We start from the raw sequence: 21,616 nt of genomic DNA on the forward strand, positions 1-21,616 counted from the left end.
GGCGCATGTCGAAGCGTCCTGGAGAAATGGGGAGAAGCGTCAGTGTAGCAGAGCAGGGCCCTTAGCGCTGGCCCAGGGTCGTGTCGCCGAACAGGTTCTTGAATTCACGCGGCTGCGAGCGCCAGTACTGCGGCGGCGCCGACACTTGCGCGCCCAGCTGGGCCGCCGCGTGCCAGGGCCAGCGCGGATCGAACAGGATGGCGCGCGCCAGCGCCACCATGTCGGACTGGCCGTTGGCGATGATATCTTCCGCCTGCTGCGCTGCCGTGATCAAGCCCACGCTGATGGTGGGCAAGCCGCTGTCGCGCTTGATGCGCTCGGCAAACGCCACCTGGTAGCCCGGTCCCACGGGGATTTGCTGCTGGGGCGAAATGCCACCGCTGGAGACGTGGATGAAGTCGGCGCCCAGCTGCTTGAGTTCCTGCGCGAAGCGCACGCTTTGTTCGATGTCCCAGCCGCCATCGACCCAGTCGGTGGCGGAAAGGCGCACGCCCACGGCCACCGTGGCCGGCACGGCGGCGCGCACGGCTTCATAGACTTCCAGCGGGAAACGCATGCGGTTTTCCAGGCTGCCGCCATACGCATCCTTGCGCTGGTTGGCCAGCGGCGAGAGGAACTGGTGCAGCAGATAACCGTGCGCCGCATGCAATTCGATGCCCTCGATACCGAGCGCATGCACGCGCTGGGCGGCCGCCACAAAGGCGCCCTTGATTTGCAGCAAACCCATCTCGTCCAGAGCGATCGGCACGGTTTCGCCGGGTGCGTGGGCGATGGCCGACGGCGCCACCGTTTGCCAGCCGCCCTCGGCCAGATGCACGCAGGCGCCGCCCTCCCATGGCGCGCGGCTCGACGCCTTGCGTCCAGCATGGCCCAGTTGCACCACCAGCGGAATCGGAGAGTGGCGGCGGATCGCCTGCACCACCTTGGCCAGCGCCGCCTGGTTCGCGTCCGACCACAGGCCCAGGTCCTCGGCCGAAATGCGTCCCTCGGGCGAGACGGCCGTCGCCTCCGTCATCAGCAAGCCCGCACCGGACAGGGCCAGATGGCCCAGGTGGATCATGTGCCAGTCGGTGGCGTTGCCGTTGTCGGCCGAGTACTGGCACATGGGCGCAATGGCGATGCGGTTGGCCACCTGCAGCGGCCCCAGTGCATACGGCGTGAATAGCTGGCTCATGGCGGACTCCGGAAAAGGGGAAGCACCGATTCTACTGCGCTTTGGCGATCGGGGCCTTACACCTGCTTACGTTTGATACAGCGCACCGTCTAGCCTTGCGGCGAGGAGACCGTTAATCTGGACACATCAATAACACCCGCAGTGCCACCCCAGGAGAACACATGAACACGACGACTACCGCCAGCCGCATCCACCCCTTGATGGCCGGCGCCGCCATTTCCGTGACGGTCCTGTGCCTGGTGGGCGCAGCGTCCATCGCCGGCATCCTGCCCAATTCGCGGGCGAACGTGCCTGCCGACGTGGCCGCCATGACGCCAGCCGGCGCCGCTGCCCTGGCAGCGCCCGCGACTGCTCCCGTGACTGCACCGGTAGCCGCGCCTGTCGTCGCGCAAGCGGCTCCGGCACCAGCTCCGGCGCCTGTCGTGCGCAAGCGCGTCGTGCACCATACGCAAGTGGCGCAATCGCGTCCTGCCTACAATGACGATGGCTACCGCGAGACAGCCTACCGCGAACCCGTGCGCCAGCCGCAGCCAGTGCCTGCGCCAGCACCGGCACAACCCAACTACGTGGGCATCGGCACGGGCGCCGTCATCGGCGGCTTGATCGGCAATCAGGTCGGTGGCGGCCGCGGCAAGGCACTGGCGACGGTGGCCGGCGTGATCGGCGGCGGCATGCTGGGCAATGCTGTGCAGAACCAGGTCCAACAGCAGCCACAGCGATAAAAAACCTGCTGCGCGTCGCGCTTTGCGGCCTGAGATGCTCACTGTGCTTCAGCACAGTTGCGCTTCTCGGCCACAAATCATCGCCGCTCGCGACGGTTTTTCAGGCCTGTCAATCGTAAGGGCCCAGATAGTCGAGCTTGCCCACGGCCACGCCATTGTTCCTCAGGATGGCGTGGACCATGGAAACGTGGAAATAGAAGTTCGGCAAGGCAAAGCTGAGCAGGTAATTGTCGCCCGAGAATGTCGTTCCCTCGTCCGTCCAGTTCAGCACGACCTCCTTCTGCGCGCTGCCCGCCATCTGGCCCGCATTCACGCTGTCGATATAGGCGATGGTGTTGGCGATGCGCTCTTGCAGCTGCTCGAACGATGCCTCGTTATCCTCGAACTTCGGCGCCGGCACGCCGCTCAGGCGTTCGACCGACATCTTCGACGTATCGCTGGCGCGCTGCACCTGCGCCGTCAAGTCCAGCATGTCGGGCGCCAGCTGCGCGCCCAGTAGAATCTCGGGCACGATGCCATCTTCCTCAACATGGGCTTGCGCTTTTTCCAGCAGGGCCGAAACGACCCGCAAGCCGCGGATGAAGACGGGAATGGTTGCCTGATACATGGACACGGACATGGCGAACTCCTGATAGTGAACGATGAGCCAGTGTACCCGAGGCGTCGTCTTCCGGCAGCGCGCGCATGTGCGCCGACGCACGGATCAGCTCAGTTCGTTCTACTTTTCCAGATTCACCTTGCCATCCGGCGCATGGCCGGGCTGTTCCGCGGGTTCGGCCTGCGGCGCCTGCTTTTCCTTGCGCTTGCCGCCCAAAAACTTGACGATGGCCGCGCCGCCGCCCACCAGCGCCAGCAGCAACACTTTCTTGAAGGCCAGCAGCAGCGCCAGCAGCTTGCCAAACAAGCCCAGCTTGCTGGCCACGCCGCCGGCCACCAGCGCCGCCAGGCCATATTCAGCCACCTTGTCCGTCTTGCTGTCGAAATCCGTGTAGCGGTTACCGTCGGTAAATTCCGTGAACGCCGTCACTTGCTGCATCTCTTTCTTGATCGCCTCGATCTGCTGCATGCTGGCAATCGCGTTCAGATTCAGCACGCCTTCGCGGCCCAGCACGCGCACATTGTAGTTCAGCGAATGCTCGCCGCCATCGACCATCAAATCCTTGGCCCAGTACAGCTTGTGCGTATCCTTGGCATAGCTGGGTTTTTCCGCCCATCCCATCAGATGGATGCCGGGATACCCCTGCTTCTTGCGCTCCGCATTGTTTTCCAGCACGGACGCCTGCATATCCTTGAGCAATTCGTCGTACTTGATGCTGTCCGCATCGTCATCCTTGATATGCCCTTCCTTTTCATACGTCACCACCACGCCCCAGCTGTCGCGCTCGAGCACGCTGGTCTTGGCAGGCACGATCATGCCCAGCGATTCCATACCTGGCGGATTACCCCAGGCATCGACCAGCACGCGCTCGGCGTCCGCCGGCGACAAATAACGGAAGCTGGCGGGCAAATCCAGGGTGGCGATGCCGCCTGGCAAGGTGATCTTGCCGCGCTGCAGGTGCAACTGGGCAAGGAATTGCTCGGCCGTCATTTCCGGTGCGGCTGCCTTCTCTTCGGCGGGGGCGGCAGCCGTCAGGCTGGAAAGGGTCAGGCACAGCAGGGCTGTCAGCAGGCGTTTCAACATGATCGGTCCAAAAAATTGCAAAGGGTAAATATTTTAAATCAACTGATTGCCTAATGGATAATTATTTCCGTGCGGCATTTTTCCCATGAAAAAAGCGCCAGGCGGGTTTCCCCGGCTGGCGCCTGTGAGGCTAGACGATTACTGGACAATCAAGAGACGCGCACCACCATCAGCCCCGCGCGCAAGCCCACGCGCACGTCCGGGTTCGGAAACACCACCAGTTCTTCCGCATGCTGCACCGTGTACACCTGCTCGCCATCGCTGGCGATCACGGCATGCTGCGGCAGGGACGTGAAATTTTGTGTGCTGCGGTCAAAAGCCATGCGGAACTCATCGCTGTGCTTGATGATTTCCTGCGCCACCTTGAACACGTGCGGCGCTGCCTTGACCGGTTGCGCAGGCAAGCCGCGCAGCAAGCCGTCCAGCGCCCGCGACACGTCGTCGAACAGGGACAGATCGTTCTGCCCCAGGGTGCCCACGCGGCCCAGTTCCACCGTGCTGGCGGCCGCGCCGAAATGCTCGGCCGAGTAATAACTGTAGGTGCCGGCCGATTGCGGGTTCATGATGATGGCGCCGATGGCCGCCTGGCCCAGCCAGGATATCAGCTGCGCCTTGGCGTCGTCGGCCACCAGGTCGGGCACGATGGCAAACGTGGGGTACACGGAAGGCCGGATGGCCGTGTGCAAATCCAGGTGCCAGCGCACGGGACCGGCCGCTTCAAAGAACGCTGCCGTGGCGGCGATCATTTCATCGGCGCGCGCGCTTTCCGCCGCTTGCGCCAGGCTCCCCCGCACGGGGCGGAACATGCGATTCAGGTCGGCGTCGATGAAACGCTTGCCGGCCCGGATCGCATCGACATTGCCCACACAGACAAGCAGGTCGACGGCCAGCGTCGATGCATCGCGCGACAGCGCGTCGAGCAGATGCGCCAGCACTTCGATCGGCCCCGTTTCGTCGCCATGCACGCCCACCGAGACGGCCACGCTGGCGCGCCCTTCTCCCGGCTTGACGACCTGCAGCATGCCGGGCGCCGGCAAGGCCACCGTGAAACCGGCGTTGGCGAACAACTGCGCCACGCCGCTGAAATCGGCCTGCGCCAGCGCCTGCACGGCCGGCGGCAAGCCGCCAGCGCCCTGTCCAGCTTGTCGTACTTCTTGCGTCATTACACCGCCGCTTCCGCTGTGGATTCCGCCGTGATTTTATTCACGGCTTCCGACAAGGTCCACACGTCCAGCATGGCTTGCTCCAGTTCCGTCGCCGCCACATAGGCCGACAAGCCCAGCGCGCCCGTCACGGCATCGACGGCCTGGCCGGCATTGCCTTGCTCGGCGCGCGCCAGCACCTGCGTCAGCAGACGCTGTTGCGTGCGGCGCAGGGCTTGCTGCGCGTAGTTGCGCAACTGTTCCTGCGACTTGCCTTGCGCGGCCAGCTTCAGGCCACGTTCCAGGGTGTCGATGCCCGCCTGGCTGCGCAGGGCCAGGCCCACTTGCAGGAAGGCGGCCAGGTCCATCGCCGCAGGACGCGGCACGGACAGGGCCGGGAACAGGAAGCCGGCGACGACTTCCAGCGCATCGACCGCATCCCACGCCTGGACGAAGGCCGGCGTCAGGCCCGGCACCAGCGCTGCTTCCGACTTGATGCCGACGGCTTCCAGCAGCTCGCGCTTCGATTCCGCACCAAACAGGCGCGTGAGTTCGGCCAGGCCGGCGCCGCGCAATTGCTCGGCCGGCACGGACAGGACACCGGCGATCATCGTTTGCTGCAGCACGCGCGTTTGCGCGTCGACCTTGATCGACACGTCGCGCGGCACCGTCAGCGCATCGGCGTCGAGCGCGTCGAACACGGGCGCCAGGTTCAGCGCCACCCAGGCTTGGCCCCAGGCCAGGATCACGACCGATTCGTCCACGCCATGCTCCGCCGCCAGGTTGCGGATCATCAGCGGACCGCAGCGGTTGATCACTTCATTGGCCAGCACGGTTGCCAGGATGGCGTTGGCCAGCGGGTGGTCGAGCGCCGAACGGGTTTCCACCAGCAAGGATGGGAAGTAAGGCTTGAGCACCGGCTCGGCCCACGTTTCATCCGTCAACGGCAGCGCGGACAGGATGCGCTTGAAGCGGTTCTTCACGTTGGCGATCACCACCGCCAGTTCCGGCGTGGTCAAGCCACGGTTATCGAGCTTGCGGCGTGCCAGTTCGGCCACCGATGGCAGCTGCTCCAGCTCGCGCGACAGGGCGCCCTCTTCTTCCAGGCTGGCGATCAGTGCGGCATAGCCATCCTGCACGGCGCTTTCGCTTTGCGCCTGCAACTCGCGTACCAGCAAATGCGTCTGCTGCGTGTTGTCGCGCAAGACCAGGCGCTCGACGTCGTCCGTCATCGCATACAGCTCGCGATTGCGTTCCTCTTCCGTCAGCTTGCCCGCATTGACTTCCACGTCCAGCCAGATTTTCACGTTCACTTCATGGTCCGAGCAATCCACGCCGGCCGAGTTGTCGATCGCATCGGTGAAGATGCGTCCGCCCGCCAGCGCGAATTCGATGCGGCCGGCCTGCGTCGCACCCAGATTCCCCCCTTCGGCCACGACCTTCACGCGCAGCTCATTGCCGCTGACGCGGATATGGTCATTCGCGCGGTCCTTCACTTGCGCGTGCGTCTCCGTCGAAGCCTTGATGTAGGTGCCGATGCCGCCGTTGTAGAACAGGTCCACGGGCGACTTCAGGATGCGGTGCATCAGTTCTTCCGGCGCCAGCGAGGTCTCTTGAATATCGAGCGCGGCACGGATCTGCGGCGACAGCTCGATGGTGCGGCTTGAACGCGGATACACGCCGCCGCCTGCCGAGATCAAGTCCTTGTTGTAGTCGTCCCACGAGGAGCGCGGCAAGGCGAACAGGCGTGCGCGTTCTTCGAACGAGACGGCGACGTCCGGTGTCGGGTCAAGGAAGATGTGGCGGTGGTCGAATGCGGCCACCAGTTTCAGCTGGCGCGACAGCAATACGCCGTTGCCGAACACGTCGCCCGACATGTCGCCCACGCCGACCATGGTGATCGGGGTGGTATTGAGGTCGTGGTCCATTTCATAGAAGTGGCGCTTCACGGCTTCGAATGCGCCCTTGGCGGTGATGCCCAGCTTCTTGTGGTCGTAGCCGTTCGAGCCGCCCGAGGCGAACGCGTCGCCGAGCCAGAAACCGCGCTGCACGGCGATGCCGTTGGCGATGTCCGAGAACGTGGCCGTGCCCTTGTCGGCAGCGACCACCAGGTAGGGATCGGCTTCATCGAAGCACACGGTATCGACTGGCGGGACGATATTGCCCAACGAGCGGTTGTCCGTCACTTCCAGCAGGCTGGAAATGAACAGGCGGTAGACGGCTTCGCCTTCAGCCGCGATGGTTTCGCGCACGGCGTCCTTCGGCATCATCTTGCAGACAAAACCACCCTTCGCCCCGGCCGGCACGATGACGGCGTTTTTGACCATCTGGGCCTTGACGAGGCCCAGTACTTCGGTGCGGTAGTCTTCCATGCGGTCGGACCAGCGCAAGCCGCCACGGGCGACAGGGCCGCCGCGCAGGTGCACGCCTTCAAAGCGGCGCGAGAAGACGAAAATCTCGCGGTAAGGACGCGGTTCCGGCACCAGCGCCAGGCTGCTGGTGTCGAACTTGAAGATGATCTTGTCGCCGGCTTGATTGTTCTGGAAGTAGCTGGTGCGCAGGGTGGCGGCCATCAGGTCGGCCAGCGCGCCGAGGATTTCCTCGGTATCGGCATGGTTCACGGAGGGCAGGCCGGCCTTGATGGCGGCGATGCTTTCCAGGGCGGCCGCGTGCTGCGCGTCGGACAGCGCTGGATCGAAGCGCTGCAGGAAGGCTTCGACCAGGGCCTTGACCTGGGCCGGCTGCTTGCGCAGGCTTTCGGCAATGTAGCGCACCGAGAAGCGGCTGCCCGTCTGGCGCCAGTAGCTGGTGTAGGCGCGCACCAGTTGCACTTCGCGCGTCGACAAGCCGCCTTCGATGACGAGGCCATTCAGGCGGCCATCTTCGGCCGTGTCGTTGAACAGGGCCGCAAACAGTTCCTGCGCCACGGCGACGACGGATGGCTGCGCCAGTTTCGCCGCGCTGGCGGCATCGACCGTCAGGCTGGTGACGAAATAGCGCGTGCCGTCGGACAGCGAAACCGAATACGCCTGTTCGCGGTCGATCGCCACGCCCGCATTGTGCAGGGCCGGCAGGATGGTCGACAGCGGCGGTACCTTGTTGGCCGAGTACAAACGGATGGTGGTAACGGCGCCCGTTTCGATGCGCACGGCCACGTGCGCCGGATCGGTGTTGCGCAGGATGGTGTCGAGGTCGCGGAAGGCGACGGCTGGCGCGGTGGCGGCCACGTAATCGAGCGGCAAGGTAGCGCAGAGTTTACGCAGGCTGGTGCGCAGGGCCACGTCGGGCACGGCGTCGGCCACGGCGGCAAAGCCGTTATGCCAGCCATCGAGCACGCTCAGGAGCGGCTGTTCGATGTCCGTTTCCAGGTCCAGCGGGTAGCGCGCGGCGTGGGCGATCAGGTAGACGCGCGCCAGCGGGCCGTCGGCCACCAGGGTCTGTGTGCTCACATGCGTGGCGCCGGAACTGGCTTGCAGGGCCTTTGCCAGGCTCGATGCCACGCTGGCGCTGTAGCGCTCGCGCGGCAGATAGACCAGTACATTCAGGTGGCGCGCGTACACGTCGCGGCGCGCGAAGACCTTGGTGCGCGGCTGCTTGTACAGCGAGACGACGGCGCCGCACACTTGCGCCAGCCAGTCGAGGTCCGCTTCCAGCGCTTCCGTGCGCGGCAGGGATTCGAGGATTTCGCGGAATTTCTCGGCACGGAAGCCTTGCTGGCGCACGCCGGCCAGGCTCAGTACCTTGGCCACGCGGCCGCGCGCAAACGGCAGTGCCGCCAGCGGAGTGGAATTGCCGGCGCGGGTGAACAGGCCGACGAAGCAATGCTCGCCCAGGATCGCGCCTTTCGCATCCATGTCGCGCACGCCGATGAAGTCCAGCTGCTGGTCGCGGTGCAAAGTGCCTGCCACGTCGGCCTTGACGATGGACAGCGCCGAGTCGCGCTTGGCCAGGGTATCGAAGTCGCCCGGGATATTCGCCAGGCAGGTGCCGTAGACGGGGTGCGCCGTATCCTGCAGCACGCCGACGCGGCTCGGGATGTCGCGTTCGAGTTCGCGCACGCCCGGCTTGACGCGGTAGTAGGCGTAGCCGAACACTTCAAAGCCGCCGCTGCGTGCCCATTCCAGGAAGGCGGCAACTTCCGCGCCTTCTTCGCCATGCTGGGCGGCAGTCGTGGCGACAGCGGCCAGGCGCTCGCTCATGGCGGCGCTATCGCGGCGCACCACCGCGGCGTCACGCGCGACCGTCTCCAGGGCGGCGACCAGCGCAGCCAGGGCTTCCGGCGCCAGCTCTTCGTCGAGCAGCACCAGCACATACGATTCAAGCGGGTCGCCCGGCTGGCGCACCGCTTCGACGCTGCCGTCAGCGGCGCGGCGCACGGGCAGCACGGTGTTCATCACGCCGCGCACTGCCAGGTGCTGGCGGCGCATGGCCATGACGATGGAGTCGACCAGGTAAGGCATGTCTTCGTTCAGGATCAGCAAGGCGCTCGCCATGCCGCCACGGCCATCCGCATAACGCAGGGTGGCGATCTGGCAGCCGCTGCCGGTGCGCTTGGCCGCTTGCGTGAAGCCGTCAACCAGCACCGGTGCCAGGCTGTCGGGCGCGATATCGGCCAGGTCTTCGGCGTCGAGCGAGTCGAGCCATGCCTGCACCAGCTGCACGACAGGCGCTGCCGCCTTGCCTGCATTGCCAGCCGCGTTAATCAACTCCAGCGTTTGTGTACGCAAATCTTGTGGCGTGTGATTCATCTTGCATCTCCATTACGGTAATGTGAATGTCCAACGCTGTCGTTCGGGCTTGTGGCTGGGCGGCAGCGGTGTCAAGAGACGGGGGTCGCCCGTCCAATTCTGTGTTGCGGATAGTCTGTCTCGGATTTTCTGTGTGTTTTTCTATCGCCTACAAGTCGTACAATCCAGGTAAGTTGAGGATGATCGTCAATTCTTCAAGCGCCGCATGCACTTCCAGCGCCAGTTGCGGATCGGCCAGGTCGCCCGGTTCCAGATGGTCGCGGTAGTGTTTTTCCACCCACTGCACCAGCCGATGGTACAGCGTTTCCGTCATGATCACGCCCTGGTGCATGGCGCGCGCCTCGGTTTCCGTCAGGGCCACGCGCAAACGCAGGCAGGCGGGCCCGCCGCCGTTGCGCATGCTCTGGCGCAGGTCGAAATGTATCAGTTCATCGATGGGTCCACCGCTGGCCACCAGGCCTTCCAGGTAGCGCGACACGGCGCGGTTTTCCTGGCATTCCTGCGGTATCACCAGCGCCATCTTGCCGCCCTCTTTCGTCAGCAGCTGGCTGTTGAACAGATAGCTGGTCACCGCATCCTGGATCGGCACCTGGCCCGTGTCCACGCGCAGCGCATCCAGTTGCGCGCCCGTGGCGGCGACGGCGCGGCGCAGCTGCGACAGGCTTGCCTCTTCATCGGCAAACGCCTGCTCGTGATAGAACAGCACATTGCCATTGCCGACGGCGATGACGTCGTTATGGAACACGCCCTGGTCGATCACGTCCGGGTTCTGCTGCACGTACACGGCGCGTTTCGCATCGAGGCCATGCAGGCGCGCCACGGCTTGCGACGCTTCCAGGGTCTGGCGCGCCGGGTAGCGCTTCGGCGATGGCGCGGAAGGATCGAACTCCACCCGACCATACACGAACAATTCAACGGATGGCGCGCCGTGGCTTGCGCCCAAACGCGTGTGGTTGGCCGCGCCCTCGTCGCCAAAGGCCGGCGTCGACGGCAGCGCATCGTGCACGGCGAAGTGCTTGTCGTCGCTGAAAATGGCGCGCAGGCTGCGCGCCGACTGCGCGTGCTCGAAGGCGCGGTGCAGCTTGTTATTCAGATTGGCGGCCGTGAAATGCACGCGGCCATCCTGCGTGTCCGCCGACGGGCTGACCGTGGCGGCGTTCGCCGTCCACATGGGCGAGGCGGAATACGCGCAGGCCAGGATCACGGGCGACTCCTTGTAGGCGCGCGCCAGCACTTCGGCGTCCGTGCCCGTGAAACCGATAGCGCGCAGCAGGCGGAAATTCGGCCGGTCCTGCGGCGGCAGCAAGGCTTGCGCAAAGCCGCGCGCGGCCAGGGCGCGCATCTTGGCCAGGCCCTGCAAGGCGGCCTGCTTCGGATTCGAAGCGCTTTTCACATTGCTGAACGAGGCCACGTTGCCGAACGAGAGTCCGGCATAGTTATGCGATGGCCCGACCAGGCCGTCAAAATTGTATTCGCGCGTGCTGTGCATGGAAGGCATGTCCTTAAAATTTAAAAACTCAGGCCGGGCGACAGCTTGGCCGGCATTTCCAGCGCGCTGTTCTCGATCGAGGCGACCGGATAGGCGCAGTAATCGGCCGCGTAATAGGCGCTCGGACGGTGGTTGCCCGACTTGCCGATGCCGCCGAACGGCGCCGTGCTGGCCGCGCCCGTGGTCGGACGGTTCCAGTTGATGATGCCGGCGCGCGCGCGCGTCTGGAACGTTTGCCACAAGGCCGGATCGTCCGACAGGAGCGCCGCGGCCAGGCCAAATTCGGTGGCGTTGGCGACCTTCAGGGCCGCATCGAAATCGGCCACGCGGATCACCTGCAGCAGAGGGCCGAACCATTCTTCGTCGGGGATGCCAACAGCGTTGGTAACGTCGACGATACCTGCCGTCACAAAACCCGCCTGCGGATTGAGCTGGCGCATCTGCAGCAAGGTGGCGCCGCCCTTGGCGACCATGTCCGCCTGCGCCTGCACCAGGCGCGCGGCCACGGCACTCGATACCACGGGACCCATGAAGGGCTGCGGCTGCGCGTCGGAGGCGCCGATGCCCAGTTTCGCGGCTACTTCCACCAGGCGCGCGACGAAGGCAGACCCCGCAGCATTGTCCTGCACCACCAGGCGGCGCGCGCACGTGCAGCGCTGGCCGGCCGAGACAAAGGCGGAGAAGATCGCGTGGTGCACGGCCGCGTCGACATCCTTGACGTCCCATACGACCAGGGCATTGTTGCCGCCCATTTCCAGCGCCAGCATCTTGCCCGGCTGGCCGCCGAACTGACGGTGCAGGCTGATGCCCGTCTGGCAGGAACCCGTAAACAGCACGCCGTCGAGGTGGGGATTGGCGCCCAGCGCCACGCCCGTGTCGCGCCCGCCGTTGACGAGGTTGAGCACGCCATTTGGCAAGCCGGCCTGCTGCCACAGCTGCACGGTTTTGATGGCCGTGCGCGGCGCATACTCGCTGGGCTTGAAGACGATGGTGTTACCGGCGATCAGGGCCGGCACGATATGGCCATTCGGCAGGTGGCCAGGGAAATTGTACGGGCCGAAGACGCCGAACACGCCATGCGGACGGTGGCGCAGCACGGCGTCGCCATCGGCGATCTTGCTTTGCGTGATGCCCGTGCGCGCGTTGTACGACTGCACCGAGATATCGATCTTGTTGGCCATGGTGGCCACTTCCGTGCGCGACTCCCACAACGGCTTGCCCACTTCTTCCGAGATCAGCAGCGCCAGCGCTTCCGCATGTTCCTTCAGCAGTTCGCGAAAGCGCACGCAGATGGCGATGCGTTCGTCGACGGGTGTGTCGGCCCACGCTTCAAAGGCGGCGCGGGCGGCCTGGCAAGCCTGTTCGACTTCCCGCTCCGTCGCTTCCAGGCTGGCCCAGGTCTGCTTGCCGTTCGACGGATCGATGGTGACCAGTTCACGGCCCGTGCCTGGCAGCCAGGCGCCGTTGATGAAATTCGATGCTGCGGTAGATGAATTAAGGTTCGACGATTTAGACATGGGGATGCTTCCTCGGGTTGAGTGACAAGGTGCGCACGGTGTCGCCGTGATGGCAGCGCAGCAGATGCAGTTCATCGTCATCGAGCGCGATCTTGCCGCTGTGCGGATTGGCGCTGGTGACGATCATGCGGAAATCTTTCAGGTCGGTGTTCGACACCAGGTAAGGCTCGGCCTGGGCAACGTCGCCGCACACTTCAGGCGCAGCCTCGGCGTCGAGCACGGCCGGCATGCTGTCGCGCATGGCGCGCAGTTCAGACACGCGCGCCTGCAGCACGGGACCGGCGTCGAAAATGTCGACATAGCCTTCGAAGTGCAAGCCTTCCTGTTCCAGCAGGCGGCGCGCGGGCGCCGTGCTCAGATGCACCTTGCCGATGACTTCCTGCGCCTCGTCTGGCAGGTAGGCCACGTACATGGGCTGGCGCGGCATCAGTTCGGCGATGAACGATTTTTTACCGAGGCTCGTCAAGTCGTCGACGTGGTGGAAATCCATCTTGAAGAAGTGGCGGCCCAGGCCTTCGTAGAACGGCGAACTGCCGTCCGGCGCCTGGTAGCCGCGCATTTCCGCAATCAGCTTTTCCGTGAACAGCTGCGGGAACTGGGCGATGAACAGGAAACGGCTTTTCGACAGCAGCTTGCCGTTGTTGCCGCTGCGGTAATCGGGATGCAAAAACAGCGAGCACAGTTCCGTGCTGCCCGTCAGGTCGTTCGACAGGTACAGCGTCTCCATGCGCGTAAACACATCGAGCTCGCGGCTGGAATGGACCAGGGTGCCGATGCGGTAGTTATAGAACGGCTCTTCCAGGCCCACGGCGCCCTTGATGGCGCACACGCCGGCCAGGCGGCCCGTATCCGTATCCTCCATGACGAACATGTAGTCGCGCTTTTCGGGCGGAATGGTTTCGGCGAACGAGGCGCAGGCGATGGCCAGGCGGTCGCCCAGCATTTTCATGTCCGGCTTGAGGGTGGTCATGCCGGTGCCGACCTGGCTGGCCAGGCCATACAGGGCATCGAGGTCATTGGCGTTGATGGCACGTACTACTAGCATAAAATTAACTCCCTTAGATACGCACGCAAATGACGCTGTCGCCTTCGGCCACGGCCAGCGCCTCGAGCAGATCGGCCGGCAAGCCGACGCTGTCCTGCGCTTCGAGCGCATCGCAGGCAAAGGTGACGGCGCGGAAATTGCGCTCGGCGCCGGAAGCGACCGCATAATTGACTTTCAGGCCCGTGCGGCTGGGCGTGACGCCAGCGACGACGCGGCGCGTGAGCGAACCCGTAAACGAACGCAGCGCATGCTTGTGCGCCTGCAGGATCGGGCCGCCATCGAAGATGTCGATGTAATCGTCGGCTTCAAAACCTTCTTCCGTCAGCAAATTGAAAGCCAGTTCGCCGCTCGGGTGGATCTGGCCCATGGCCGCCTGCGCATCGCCGGGCAGCAGCGGCACGTAGACAGGGTAGTGCGGCATCAGTTCGACGATCAGGGTGCGGTTGCGCGCACCGCCGATGACTTTTTCGGCATCGAGGAAATCCATCTGGAAGAACTTGCGGCCCAGCGCATCCCAGAACGGCGACTGGCCGTTGGCGTCCGTGATGCCGGCCAGCGGCACGAAGAAGCGGTCGCCGAAGCGGTGCGGCGCCAGCACGGCGAACAGCAGCCGCGCGCGCGACAGCAGGGCCGCTTCCAGGCCCGCCTGCTCCATGTTGCGCACATAGAAACCGGACAGCTGCGAGTACGCCGTCAACTCGGAACACAGGGTCAGCGCATGCACGCTGTGGCTGATATTCAGGTCGCGCGAGACTTGCTGGATGACGTCGTTGCGGAAGGAAAAATAGGTGCCGTTCGAGCCGGCCGAGGCAAAGATGGCGGCCGTGCCGGCGATGCTCTTGTCGAGCAGGGATTCAAGCACGAAGAGATACGACTCTTCGCTGGGGATGTCGACATGGGCGGCAAACGAGGCGATGGAGCGCTCGACGGAGGCGGCGATTTTTTCGCGCGTCTTCGGCAGGGTATGGACACCCGGCATGGTTACCGCGGCCAGCGCTTCGAGGGCTGCAATATCCGCAATTTCTACCGGACGGACAACATACATGGGTACTCCTTCAATGCTGACGATGCTGGGGTAGAACCAAGCCGGCCCGCAGCAAAGCGGCGGGCCGGTGATCAAACAGGGAGCGAGGCTAGCCTCAGGCTTTCAGCATGCCATCGATGGCCACGCGCAGCAGACGGCCCGCTTCGGCAATCTGCTCGTCCGAGACGATCAGGGCCGGCGCCAGGCGCACCACGTCCATGCCGGCGATCAGCACCATCAAGCCTTGCGCTTCGGCCGCTTTCTGGATGTCTTTCGCGCGGCCTTTGTAGGCATCGGTGACTACCAGGCCCAGCAGCAAACCGCTGCCGCGCACGACGGAGAACACTTGCGGGTAATCCGTGATCAAGCCTTGCAGCATGGCGATGGTGTTGACGCTCGCTTCTTTCACACGCGCCAGGAACGCCGGCGTGTTGATCGTTTCCAGCACGGTCAAGGCCACGGTGGCGGCCAGCGGGTTGCCGCCGTAGGTGGTGCCGTGGGTGCCGACGGCCAGGGTCTGCGCCAGTTCATTCGTGGTCAGCATCGCGCCGATCGGGTAGCCGTTGCCCAACGCCTTGGCGGCCGTCAGGATGTCCGGCGTGACGCCGTAGCCCATGTAGGCGAACAACGCGCCAGTGCGACCCATGCCGCACTGGACTTCGTCGAAAATCAACAGGGCGCCCGTCTTGTCGCACAGGGCGCGCAATTCCTTGAGGAATTCCGGATTGCCCGGCACGACGCCGCCTTCGCCTTGTACCGGCTCGACGATCACGGCGCACACGTCATCGCCGATGGCGGCGCGCGCCGCTTCGATGTCGTTGTAGGCGATATGGTCGATCGATGGCGGCAGCGGCTCAAAGCCTTCCGTGTACTTGGCCTGGCCGCCGACGGAGACCGTAAACAGGGTACGGCCGTGGAAGGAGCTGAAGCACGAGATGATGCGCGACTTGTGCGCGCCAAACTTGGTGTGGGCGTACTTGCGCGCCAGTTTCAGGGCCGCTTCGTTGGCTTCCGCACCCGAGTTGCAGAAGAAGGCGCGGTCGGCGAAGGTCGCTTCCGTCAGGGCCAGCGCCAGGCGCAGGACAGGCTCGTTGGTATAGCCGTTGCCCAAATGCCACAAATTATTGATTTGCTTGGTCAGCACGTCGACCAGGGCCGGATGGCAGTGGCCCAGGCTGTTGACGGCGATGCCGGAGGTGAAATCGAGGTAATGCTTGCCTGACTGGTCCCACAGGTCCAGTCCGGAACCGCGCACGGGTACCATGGCAGCGGGAGCGTAGGTAGGAACGAGGACCTGGTCAAAGGTTTCCCGGGTGACTGGACGAGCCGTTACGGTCGAATCAAGCTTGGCATTCATAGCATTTCCCCATCAATATGTTAGGTACTCCGCAGCTACGACAGCTACGTGTGTACTGCATTATAAAAAGCGGGATGCTAAAACTCTTTTGAATCTGCGACAAGGATTTTCACAATTCATCACCGACGGGCTTGCCTGAATCAAGCCGGGGGCATGAGCTTTCTTTGCCGCTCTTCGCGCGGGGTATTGCCAAACAGGGTGCCAAAGGCCGTGGAAAAGTGCGAGCCGGAAGAAAAGCCGCACATCAGGCCTACTTGCACGATGGAATAATGTGTATCGAGCAATAGTTGCCGTGAGCGCTGCAGGCGCAATTCCAGGTAGTAACGCGACGGCAGGCTGCCCAGGTATTGCTTGAACAGCCGCTCGAGCTGGCGCCGTGACAGGCCCACCAGGCTGGCAATGTCGTCGGTCGACAGCGGTTCCTCGATATTGGCCTCCATCAAGGTCACCGCTTCGGACAATTTCGGCTGCAGCACGCCGAAGCGCGCCTGCAGGGCCACGCGCTGGCGCTCTTCCTTGCCGCGCACCTTGTCCACGCACAACGCTTCCTTGACGAGCGCCTGCACGTCGGCGCCAAAGATGGTTTCGATCAGGGTCAGCGAAAAGTCGATGCTGGCAGCCCCGCCGCAACACGTGATGTGCGGGCCGTCGATGTCGAACAGGTGCGGCGTCAGGATGGCCCGTTCCGCCTTGGCTTCCGCATCCGCGTACAGGGCCCACGGCAAGGCGATGCGCACGCCATCCATGACGCCCGCGTCGGCCAGCCACAGCACGGCCGCGCCCACGCCGCCCCAGAATGGCGCCGAGCGGCAGCGCTCGATCACGGCCCGGCACAGCTCGGCGCGCAGCGGCACTTCCGTTTCATCTGCCACCAGCAGCGCGATATGCCAGTTGCCGCCCTGCGCAGCCACCTGTTCCGGCGTGCGCACCTCCAGTTGCAGGGCGTCCGGCCCCAGCGCCCGCGCGCACAGGCGCAGCGGCTGCACCAGGCCGGACCAGGTGATCGACTCGGCATCGCCGGCATGGACCAGCAGCAAACGCAGCGGTTTGTCGAGGCCGATACGGGAAAGATTAGCGAAGGACATCGGCGAGGCGGGCCAGGGGCAAGGGCTGAGTTGCCCACATGATACCGGACTTCCGCCCCCTCCAGCCCCTCATGCAAGGACGCATCCTGACGCGGCGGAAAAAAGCGGGGCGGAAGGATATAATCACCCCCATGGGTGAACGATATTTAAAAAGTATCCGGCTGCTGGCCGAATGCATGCAAGGCTTCGAGCGGTTTTCTAGCGACTTCGTGCGCCAGTACGGCTTGACGCATGCGCAATTCGACATCATTGCCACGCTCGGCAACACCTGCGGCATGTCCTACAAGGAACTGGGCCAGAAAACCCTGATTACCAAGGGTACCTTGACGGGCGTGGTGGACCGGCTGGAACAGAAGGGGCTGGTGATACGCGAACGTTGTCCACGCGACAAGCGTTCCTATTACGTGCGCCTGAGCTGCGAGGGTGAACAGATGTTCCAGGACGTGTTCCCCAAGCTGACAAGGCAGGGCCAGCGCCTGTTCGACGGCTATACCGAAGACGATTTCATGCGGCTGGAAACCACCCTGGCGGGCTTGAAACACGCCATCGCCAACGGCCACGGCTGACCATTCACCAAGCACAGACATTCAAACAAGACAAAGGAAACCAAGTTGAAAACCTCACTGCTCGAAGGCAAAAAACCCGCTCATTTCGATAAACACATCATCGGCAACCTGCTGCTCAACGCCAGCACGCCGGAACTGGTGCGCCAGGAAAAACTGATCATCGGCGTGCGCAACGAAGACGGTGAAATCTACCGCCTGATCGGCGCCACCAAGCACAACAGCTTCATGAACGCCGTCGAGGAATTGTTCGACCTGGGCTTGACGGATGAGCTGGAAGACAGCGATGAACTCGTTGAAGGCTGCGACGCCATCTTCAGCGAATCCCTGTAGTAGCACTTGACAGTACCTGCTGCGCGGTGCGCTTTGCGGCCGGCGATGCTCACCGGCTCGGCGCCCCCGTACTAAAGTACGGTTGCGCTTCTCGCGCCACAAATCCCATCCGCTCGCGATGGTCCTGTCCAGCGCCGTGACGAACGCTGTCGTTAGAAAAAAGGCATGCCACCCATATAGGAGCATGCCTTTTTCCGTTTACGGGGCTTTGCTTGCCTTTTGCTCGGCTGTTTGCGAAAAGATCACGGTTAAAAAGTTCCGCACGGAAATATTGCGAGTATAATTTTTTCAATGAACAGACTCGACGCCTTTAAAAGCATCGCCGCACAAGCCGCTCGTGGCGAGCTGACCTTTCCTGCCAATGTGGACGCTTCGCTCAAGCTGCAAGAGGCGCTGGCCGATCCCGACTGCCATATCGAGGCCGCCGCCAAGCTGGTGCAGGCCGACCCGCTGCTGGCCGCGCGCACGGTGGCTATCGCCAATTCCGTGGCGTTCAACCGTTCCGGCAATGAAATCACCAGCGTGCGCAACGCCGTGCAGCGGCTCGGCGTACGCACCCTGCAGTCGGTGGTGGCATCGCTGATCGTGCGCCAGCTGGGCAGCACCATTACCGATCCCGTGCTGCAAGCGAAGGCCAACCAGCTGTGGGAACATACGGCCCACGTGGCGGCCCTATCGCAAGTGCTGGCCCGCCGCGTCACCAGGGTGGACCCTGATACGGCCCTGTTTGCCGGCATCATGCATGAAGTGGGCGGGTTTTATCTGCTGTCGCGCGCGGCCGAATTCCCCGGCATCCTCGACGGCGAACCGGAGGACTGGGTCGAACATGGCGAACAGGCCATCGGCCATGGCGTCCTGACCAAACTGAAGGTGCCGGAAGCGGTGATGGGGGCCATCGATGCGCTGTGGGAAGGTCTGCGCGCCATCCCGCCCGAATCGCTGGGCGACACCCTGCTGCTGGCGAATGACCTGGCGCCCGTCTCTTCGCCCCTCAACGAAAGCCCGGCCGCCATCGCCGTGCGCGCCGCCCGGGCTGCCGGCAGCATCGATTGCGTGATCGGCGACGATGCGACCTTGTCGAGCATCATGGAAGAATCGGACGATGAAGTGCAGTCATTGCTGAAGGTGCTGGTGCACTAAGTAACTAGCCTGCAGGCTTCTTCTTGCTCGCTGGCGGAGGCGCCGCCGGCTTGGGCGTATCGACGATCAGCACATGCTTGTCCATGGCCGGCGTTCCCTGCTTTTGCTGGGCGACTTGCGTGGCAACCGCCTTGGTACTCAACAGGGGTTGCGGATGGCGTGGCATGAACATGACTTACCTGCTGGCAGTGGGATAGGCCCCATATGTGCAGCAAGTATCAAATTATCAAGCCACCTTCCAACGCCGGACAAAAAAAACCCGCTCGAAAGCGGGTAAAGTCCAAAGCTAGGGATGTCCTGAAAGAGACAGCCCTATCTTAAGCGGTGCGCCATGCCGGCTCCGTGCGCTGGCACACTTAACGCGCACATTAGCCCGGCAACAGCTCCACCTCCGTTTCCTGCCAGGCGCGCAACTGCCGCACGCGGGCAAACCACGCCTGGATGTGCTGGTACTGCGCCAGCGGCAGCCGCACGGCCTCGCTGTACATCAGCGGCGCGGCCACGGCAAAATCGGCCAGGGTCACATCGTCTCCGCTGACCCAGCTGCGCCCCGCCAGATGCGCATCCAGCACCACGGCGCATTCATGCAGGTCGCGCTCGCCGCGCGCCTCTTCCAGCGGGTCCGCCGGACCATTGCCCGTCATGCCTTTCCAGGCCCGTTCCCAGGCCAGCACGCTGATGGCAGGCGCGAAATGCTGCGCGGCCCAGAACAGCCAGCGGTTGACGTCGGCGCGGGCTTGCGGCGCCTGCGGCGCCTGCGGATAAATCGTCTGGCCCGGCACCTGCTCGGCCAGGTATTGCATGATGGCGCACGATTCCCACAGCAGGAAAGCGCCATCGGCCAGCACGGGCACCTTGCCGTTCGGGTTCAGCTCGGCCAGGCGGCGGCGGTCGTCCGCATTCATCAGGTCGACTTCCGCCAGTTCCAGAGGCAAGCCGAGGTGGATCGCCGTCATCAGGGCACGGCGGGCATTCGAGGACATGGGGTGGTGGTACAGACGCATGATGGATGACTCCGGTGAGTGAAGAAGCCACCATCGTAGGCCCAGGCACTGACAGTTTTTGTCAGGAGCGCAAATCAGGATTCAGGATCGATATCATGCGCCTTGCGCCAGGCCTCCAGCAGCACGTGGCGCCGCGTGGGATAGCGCTCCTCATGCTGCTGCACGCTGGCGATGCGGTCGATGCGGAAATGCCGGTAGTCGCCGCGCAACTCGCACCAGGCAGCCAGCAGGCGCTTGCCTTCGAAAAAGGCCAGGGCAAACGGCCACACCGTGCGCGAGGTGGCACTGCCATGCTCATCCTGATAGGCAAGCGTGAGCTTCTGTTCGTAGCGGATCGCCTCGCGCACGGGCTGCACGTAGCGGTCGGCCGGCTGCGTGCCGTCGGCGGGACGCCCCAGCGGCACCCACAAGCTGGTCTCGGCCATGCTGTCGCGCAAATCGCGCGGCGAGGCGGCCGCGATCTTGGCCAGGGCATTGCTGGCCGCCTGCGCCAGGCCCGCATCGCCCTGCCGGCGCACCCAGCGCGCGCCCAGCACCAGCGCTTCCAGTTCATCGGCGCCGAACATCAGCGGCGGCAGGAAGGCGCCGCGGCGCAGCACGTAGCCGATGCCGGCTTCGCCCTGCAAGGGCGCGCCCAGTTCGGCCAGGGTCTGGATATCGCGGTAGATCGTGCGCTCGGAAACACCCAGCTGCTGCGCCAGCTGGGCAGCCGTGACGGGCACGCGCCTGGCGCGCATGGCGTCCATCAACAGGAACAGACGGCCGCTGCGGCTCATGGACAGGCCTGCAAGCCCTGGTCGCCCATGACGAGGGCCGACAGGGCCGGCACGTACAGATAGCCATCGAGCGCCAGGCGCGTCGCGCGCGTCCCCTCGTCCACGCCGGCGATGCCGTAGCAGCGCTGCAGCCGGGCGGCGGCCGGCCACCAGTAGACGGCCGCCTCCTGGTCGGGAAAGCGCAGGCGCACGCTATCGGCCTGCGTTGCCACCTGCCGGAAGTCGCGGTAAAAGGCGGGGACAATGCCCAGCTCCGCGGAAAATGCCGCCTCCAGCGCCGCCGTCTGCGCCAACTGGGCCGCCAGCACGGCCGTTTCGCTGTCCAGGTCTTCGGTCGCCACGCCCGCTTCAACCAGGCTGCGCCGCATGCTCGCCCGGTTCGCCTGCGCGCGCAGGAAGGCCGATTCCTGCAGCGCCAGCACGGCATCGGCCGGAATGTGCTTGCGGCGCGCGGCCGGGAAGACATACAGCGCGCAGCTGCCGGCGCACACGGTGTCGATGGCGATATCGAGTTGCAGCTGGCTCACCAGGCGACCCAGCTGCATCGCCGCCAGCGGATCGCCGGCGTCGCTATTCACGCGCAACAGCGTCATACCCGGAGCGGCCAACAGCCGCAGCTTGTCCACGTCGCCCTCGGCAATCGGGCCGCGCATGGCGATGCTGTCACTGCCACCGCGGCTGAAATCGGCGGCGCCGGCCAACGCCGTCACGCCCGCCATCACACCTGCCCATAAAAAACGCTTCATCATCATCCGCCATAAAAAAAACGACCACCGCAAACGGTGATCGTTCTTCATTCGACCTGCAAAAAAACCT

General features: G+C 64.2%; 19 protein-coding genes. 4 read left to right on the forward strand and 15 right to left on the reverse strand.

The features are described 5' to 3' along the window. Positions 1–61: 61 nt before the first annotated feature. On the reverse strand, positions 62–1,174 hold the full coding sequence (locus tag LSO07_RS27920; RefSeq protein WP_151097436.1) for an NADH:flavin oxidoreductase/NADH oxidase: 1,113 nt from the start codon (positions 1,172–1,174) through the stop codon (positions 62–64). Positions 1,175–1,335: 161 nt separating this feature from the next. Here LSO07_RS27920 and LSO07_RS27925 point away from each other — a divergent pair, with 161 nt between their 5' ends. Next, on the forward strand, positions 1,336–1,896 hold the full coding sequence (locus tag LSO07_RS27925; RefSeq protein ID WP_034778914.1) for a glycine zipper 2TM domain-containing protein: 561 nt from the start codon (positions 1,336–1,338) through the stop codon (positions 1,894–1,896). A gap of 109 nt (positions 1,897–2,005) precedes the next feature. On the opposite strand, the gene LSO07_RS27930 is transcribed toward LSO07_RS27925, so the two are convergent. From LSO07_RS27930 to LSO07_RS27975, 10 genes are all read right to left on the reverse strand, one after another. Further along, the gene (locus LSO07_RS27930) at positions 2,006–2,515 is read right to left on the reverse strand and encodes a DUF1993 domain-containing protein (RefSeq protein ID WP_070254768.1); all 510 of its coding nucleotides are present in this window, start codon (positions 2,513–2,515) and stop codon (positions 2,006–2,008) included. 99 nt (positions 2,516–2,614) lie between these two features. Further along, entirely contained in the window at positions 2,615–3,577 is a 963-nt protein-coding gene (locus LSO07_RS27935) for a DUF2167 domain-containing protein (protein ID WP_099389328.1), read from the reverse strand. Between the two features lie 149 nt (positions 3,578–3,726). After that, a complete protein-coding gene (locus LSO07_RS27940; RefSeq protein WP_151097439.1) occupies positions 3,727–4,740 on the reverse strand; it encodes a succinylglutamate desuccinylase in 1,014 nt (337 codons plus the stop codon). Continuing rightward, a complete protein-coding gene (locus LSO07_RS27945; protein ID WP_151097442.1) occupies positions 4,740–9,467 on the reverse strand; it encodes an NAD-glutamate dehydrogenase domain-containing protein in 4,728 nt (1,575 codons plus the stop codon). The genes LSO07_RS27940 and LSO07_RS27945 overlap by 1 nt, the downstream gene beginning before the upstream one ends. Before the next feature lie 148 nt (positions 9,468–9,615). Further along, positions 9,616–10,956 (reverse strand): N-succinylarginine dihydrolase, encoded by a 1,341-nt coding sequence (gene astB / locus LSO07_RS27950; protein WP_034778921.1) that lies wholly within the window; start codon positions 10,954–10,956, stop codon positions 9,616–9,618. Between the two features lie 20 nt (positions 10,957–10,976). Then, entirely contained in the window at positions 10,977–12,473 is a 1,497-nt protein-coding gene (gene astD / locus LSO07_RS27955) for a succinylglutamate-semialdehyde dehydrogenase (protein ID WP_151097444.1), read from the reverse strand. Beyond that, positions 12,466–13,518 (reverse strand): arginine N-succinyltransferase, encoded by a 1,053-nt coding sequence (astA, locus tag LSO07_RS27960; RefSeq protein ID WP_070254776.1) that lies wholly within the window; start codon positions 13,516–13,518, stop codon positions 12,466–12,468. The genes astD and astA overlap by 8 nt, the downstream gene beginning before the upstream one ends. Positions 13,519–13,531: 13 nt before the next feature. Continuing rightward, on the reverse strand, positions 13,532–14,563 hold the full coding sequence (locus LSO07_RS27965; RefSeq protein ID WP_034778925.1) for an arginine N-succinyltransferase: 1,032 nt from the start codon (positions 14,561–14,563) through the stop codon (positions 13,532–13,534). 94 nt (positions 14,564–14,657) lie between these two features. Continuing rightward, positions 14,658–15,899, reverse strand: coding sequence for an acetylornithine/succinylornithine family transaminase (astC, locus tag LSO07_RS27970; RefSeq protein WP_151097447.1), 1,242 nt, complete (start codon positions 15,897–15,899; stop codon positions 14,658–14,660). Positions 15,900–16,039: 140 nt separating this feature from the next. After that, the gene (locus LSO07_RS27975; RefSeq protein ID WP_099389242.1) at positions 16,040–16,984 is read right to left on the reverse strand and encodes a GlxA family transcriptional regulator; all 945 of its coding nucleotides are present in this window, start codon (positions 16,982–16,984) and stop codon (positions 16,040–16,042) included. A gap of 131 nt (positions 16,985–17,115) precedes the next feature. Between LSO07_RS27975 and LSO07_RS27980 the strand changes: the two genes are divergently transcribed. From LSO07_RS27980 to LSO07_RS27990, 3 genes are all read left to right on the forward strand, one after another. Further along, the gene (locus tag LSO07_RS27980; protein ID WP_191909774.1) at positions 17,116–17,550 is read left to right on the forward strand and encodes a MarR family transcriptional regulator; all 435 of its coding nucleotides are present in this window, start codon (positions 17,116–17,118) and stop codon (positions 17,548–17,550) included. A gap of 45 nt (positions 17,551–17,595) precedes the next feature. Further along, positions 17,596–17,880 carry a hypothetical protein gene (locus LSO07_RS27985; protein ID WP_034778933.1) on the forward strand — a complete coding sequence of 95 codons (285 nt, stop codon included), beginning with the start codon at positions 17,596–17,598 and terminating at the stop codon, positions 17,878–17,880. A gap of 291 nt (positions 17,881–18,171) precedes the next feature. Next, positions 18,172–19,020, forward strand: a complete 849-nt coding sequence (locus tag LSO07_RS27990) for an HDOD domain-containing protein (protein WP_070254782.1) — start codon at positions 18,172–18,174, stop codon at positions 19,018–19,020. A 4-nt stretch (positions 19,021–19,024) separates the two neighbouring features. Here LSO07_RS27990 and LSO07_RS27995 read toward each other — a convergent pair whose 3' ends face one another. The 4 genes from LSO07_RS27995 to LSO07_RS28010 form a co-directional block, all read right to left on the reverse strand. Next, complete coding sequence (locus tag LSO07_RS27995; protein WP_162835749.1) at positions 19,025–19,192, reverse strand: hypothetical protein; 168 nt, start codon at positions 19,190–19,192, stop codon at positions 19,025–19,027. A 196-nt stretch (positions 19,193–19,388) separates the two neighbouring features. Further along, positions 19,389–20,024: a glutathione S-transferase family protein gene (locus LSO07_RS28000; protein ID WP_151097450.1), complete on the reverse strand. Its 636-nt coding sequence runs from the start codon at positions 20,022–20,024 to the stop codon at positions 19,389–19,391. Positions 20,025–20,098: 74 nt separating this feature from the next. Continuing rightward, a complete protein-coding gene (locus LSO07_RS28005; RefSeq protein WP_070254786.1) occupies positions 20,099–20,800 on the reverse strand; it encodes a helix-turn-helix transcriptional regulator in 702 nt (233 codons plus the stop codon). Next, positions 20,797–21,546, reverse strand: coding sequence for a hypothetical protein (locus LSO07_RS28010; protein ID WP_151097453.1), 750 nt, complete (start codon positions 21,544–21,546; stop codon positions 20,797–20,799). Before LSO07_RS28010 ends, LSO07_RS28005 begins: the two co-directional genes overlap by 4 nt. Positions 21,547–21,616 lie beyond the last annotated feature (70 nt).

The sequence above is a fragment of the Janthinobacterium sp. PLB04 genome (assembly GCF_021165895.1).
Classification (GTDB): Bacteria; Pseudomonadota; Gammaproteobacteria; order Burkholderiales; family Burkholderiaceae_D; genus Janthinobacterium; species Janthinobacterium lividum.

What these genes read in the sequence shown, in the direction of transcription:
- astB (WP_034778921.1), bottom strand. Translation starts at nt 10,956, where the DNA reads ATGCACAGCACGCGCGAATACAATTTTGACGGCCTGGTCGGGCCATCG.
- LSO07_RS27940 (WP_151097439.1), bottom strand. Translation starts at nt 4,740, where the DNA reads ATGACGCAAGAAGTACGACAAGCTGGACAGGGCGCTGGCGGCTTGCCG.
- LSO07_RS27945 (WP_151097442.1), bottom strand. Translation starts at nt 9,467, where the DNA reads ATGAATCACACGCCACAAGATTTGCGTACACAAACGCTGGAGTTGATT.
- LSO07_RS28000 (WP_151097450.1), bottom strand. Translation starts at nt 20,024, where the DNA reads ATGCGTCTGTACCACCACCCCATGTCCTCGAATGCCCGCCGTGCCCTG.
- LSO07_RS27930 (WP_070254768.1), bottom strand. Translation starts at nt 2,515, where the DNA reads ATGTCCGTGTCCATGTATCAGGCAACCATTCCCGTCTTCATCCGCGGC.
- LSO07_RS27920 (WP_151097436.1), bottom strand. Translation starts at nt 1,174, where the DNA reads ATGAGCCAGCTATTCACGCCGTATGCACTGGGGCCGCTGCAGGTGGCC.
- astA (WP_070254776.1), bottom strand. Translation starts at nt 13,518, where the DNA reads ATGCTAGTAGTACGTGCCATCAACGCCAATGACCTCGATGCCCTGTAT.
- LSO07_RS27990 (WP_070254782.1), top strand. Translation starts at nt 18,172, where the DNA reads ATGAACAGACTCGACGCCTTTAAAAGCATCGCCGCACAAGCCGCTCGT.
- LSO07_RS27975 (WP_099389242.1), bottom strand. Translation starts at nt 16,984, where the DNA reads ATGTCCTTCGCTAATCTTTCCCGTATCGGCCTCGACAAACCGCTGCGT.
- LSO07_RS28005 (WP_070254786.1), bottom strand. Translation starts at nt 20,800, where the DNA reads ATGAGCCGCAGCGGCCGTCTGTTCCTGTTGATGGACGCCATGCGCGCC.
- astC (WP_151097447.1), bottom strand. Translation starts at nt 15,899, where the DNA reads ATGAATGCCAAGCTTGATTCGACCGTAACGGCTCGTCCAGTCACCCGG.
- LSO07_RS28010 (WP_151097453.1), bottom strand. Translation starts at nt 21,546, where the DNA reads ATGAAGCGTTTTTTATGGGCAGGTGTGATGGCGGGCGTGACGGCGTTG.
- LSO07_RS27925 (WP_034778914.1), top strand. Translation starts at nt 1,336, where the DNA reads ATGAACACGACGACTACCGCCAGCCGCATCCACCCCTTGATGGCCGGC.
- LSO07_RS27995 (WP_162835749.1), bottom strand. Translation starts at nt 19,192, where the DNA reads ATGTTCATGCCACGCCATCCGCAACCCCTGTTGAGTACCAAGGCGGTT.
- LSO07_RS27980 (WP_191909774.1), top strand. Translation starts at nt 17,116, where the DNA reads ATGGGTGAACGATATTTAAAAAGTATCCGGCTGCTGGCCGAATGCATG.
- astD (WP_151097444.1), bottom strand. Translation starts at nt 12,473, where the DNA reads ATGTCTAAATCGTCGAACCTTAATTCATCTACCGCAGCATCGAATTTC.
- LSO07_RS27965 (WP_034778925.1), bottom strand. Translation starts at nt 14,563, where the DNA reads ATGTATGTTGTCCGTCCGGTAGAAATTGCGGATATTGCAGCCCTCGAA.
- LSO07_RS27935 (WP_099389328.1), bottom strand. Translation starts at nt 3,577, where the DNA reads ATGTTGAAACGCCTGCTGACAGCCCTGCTGTGCCTGACCCTTTCCAGC.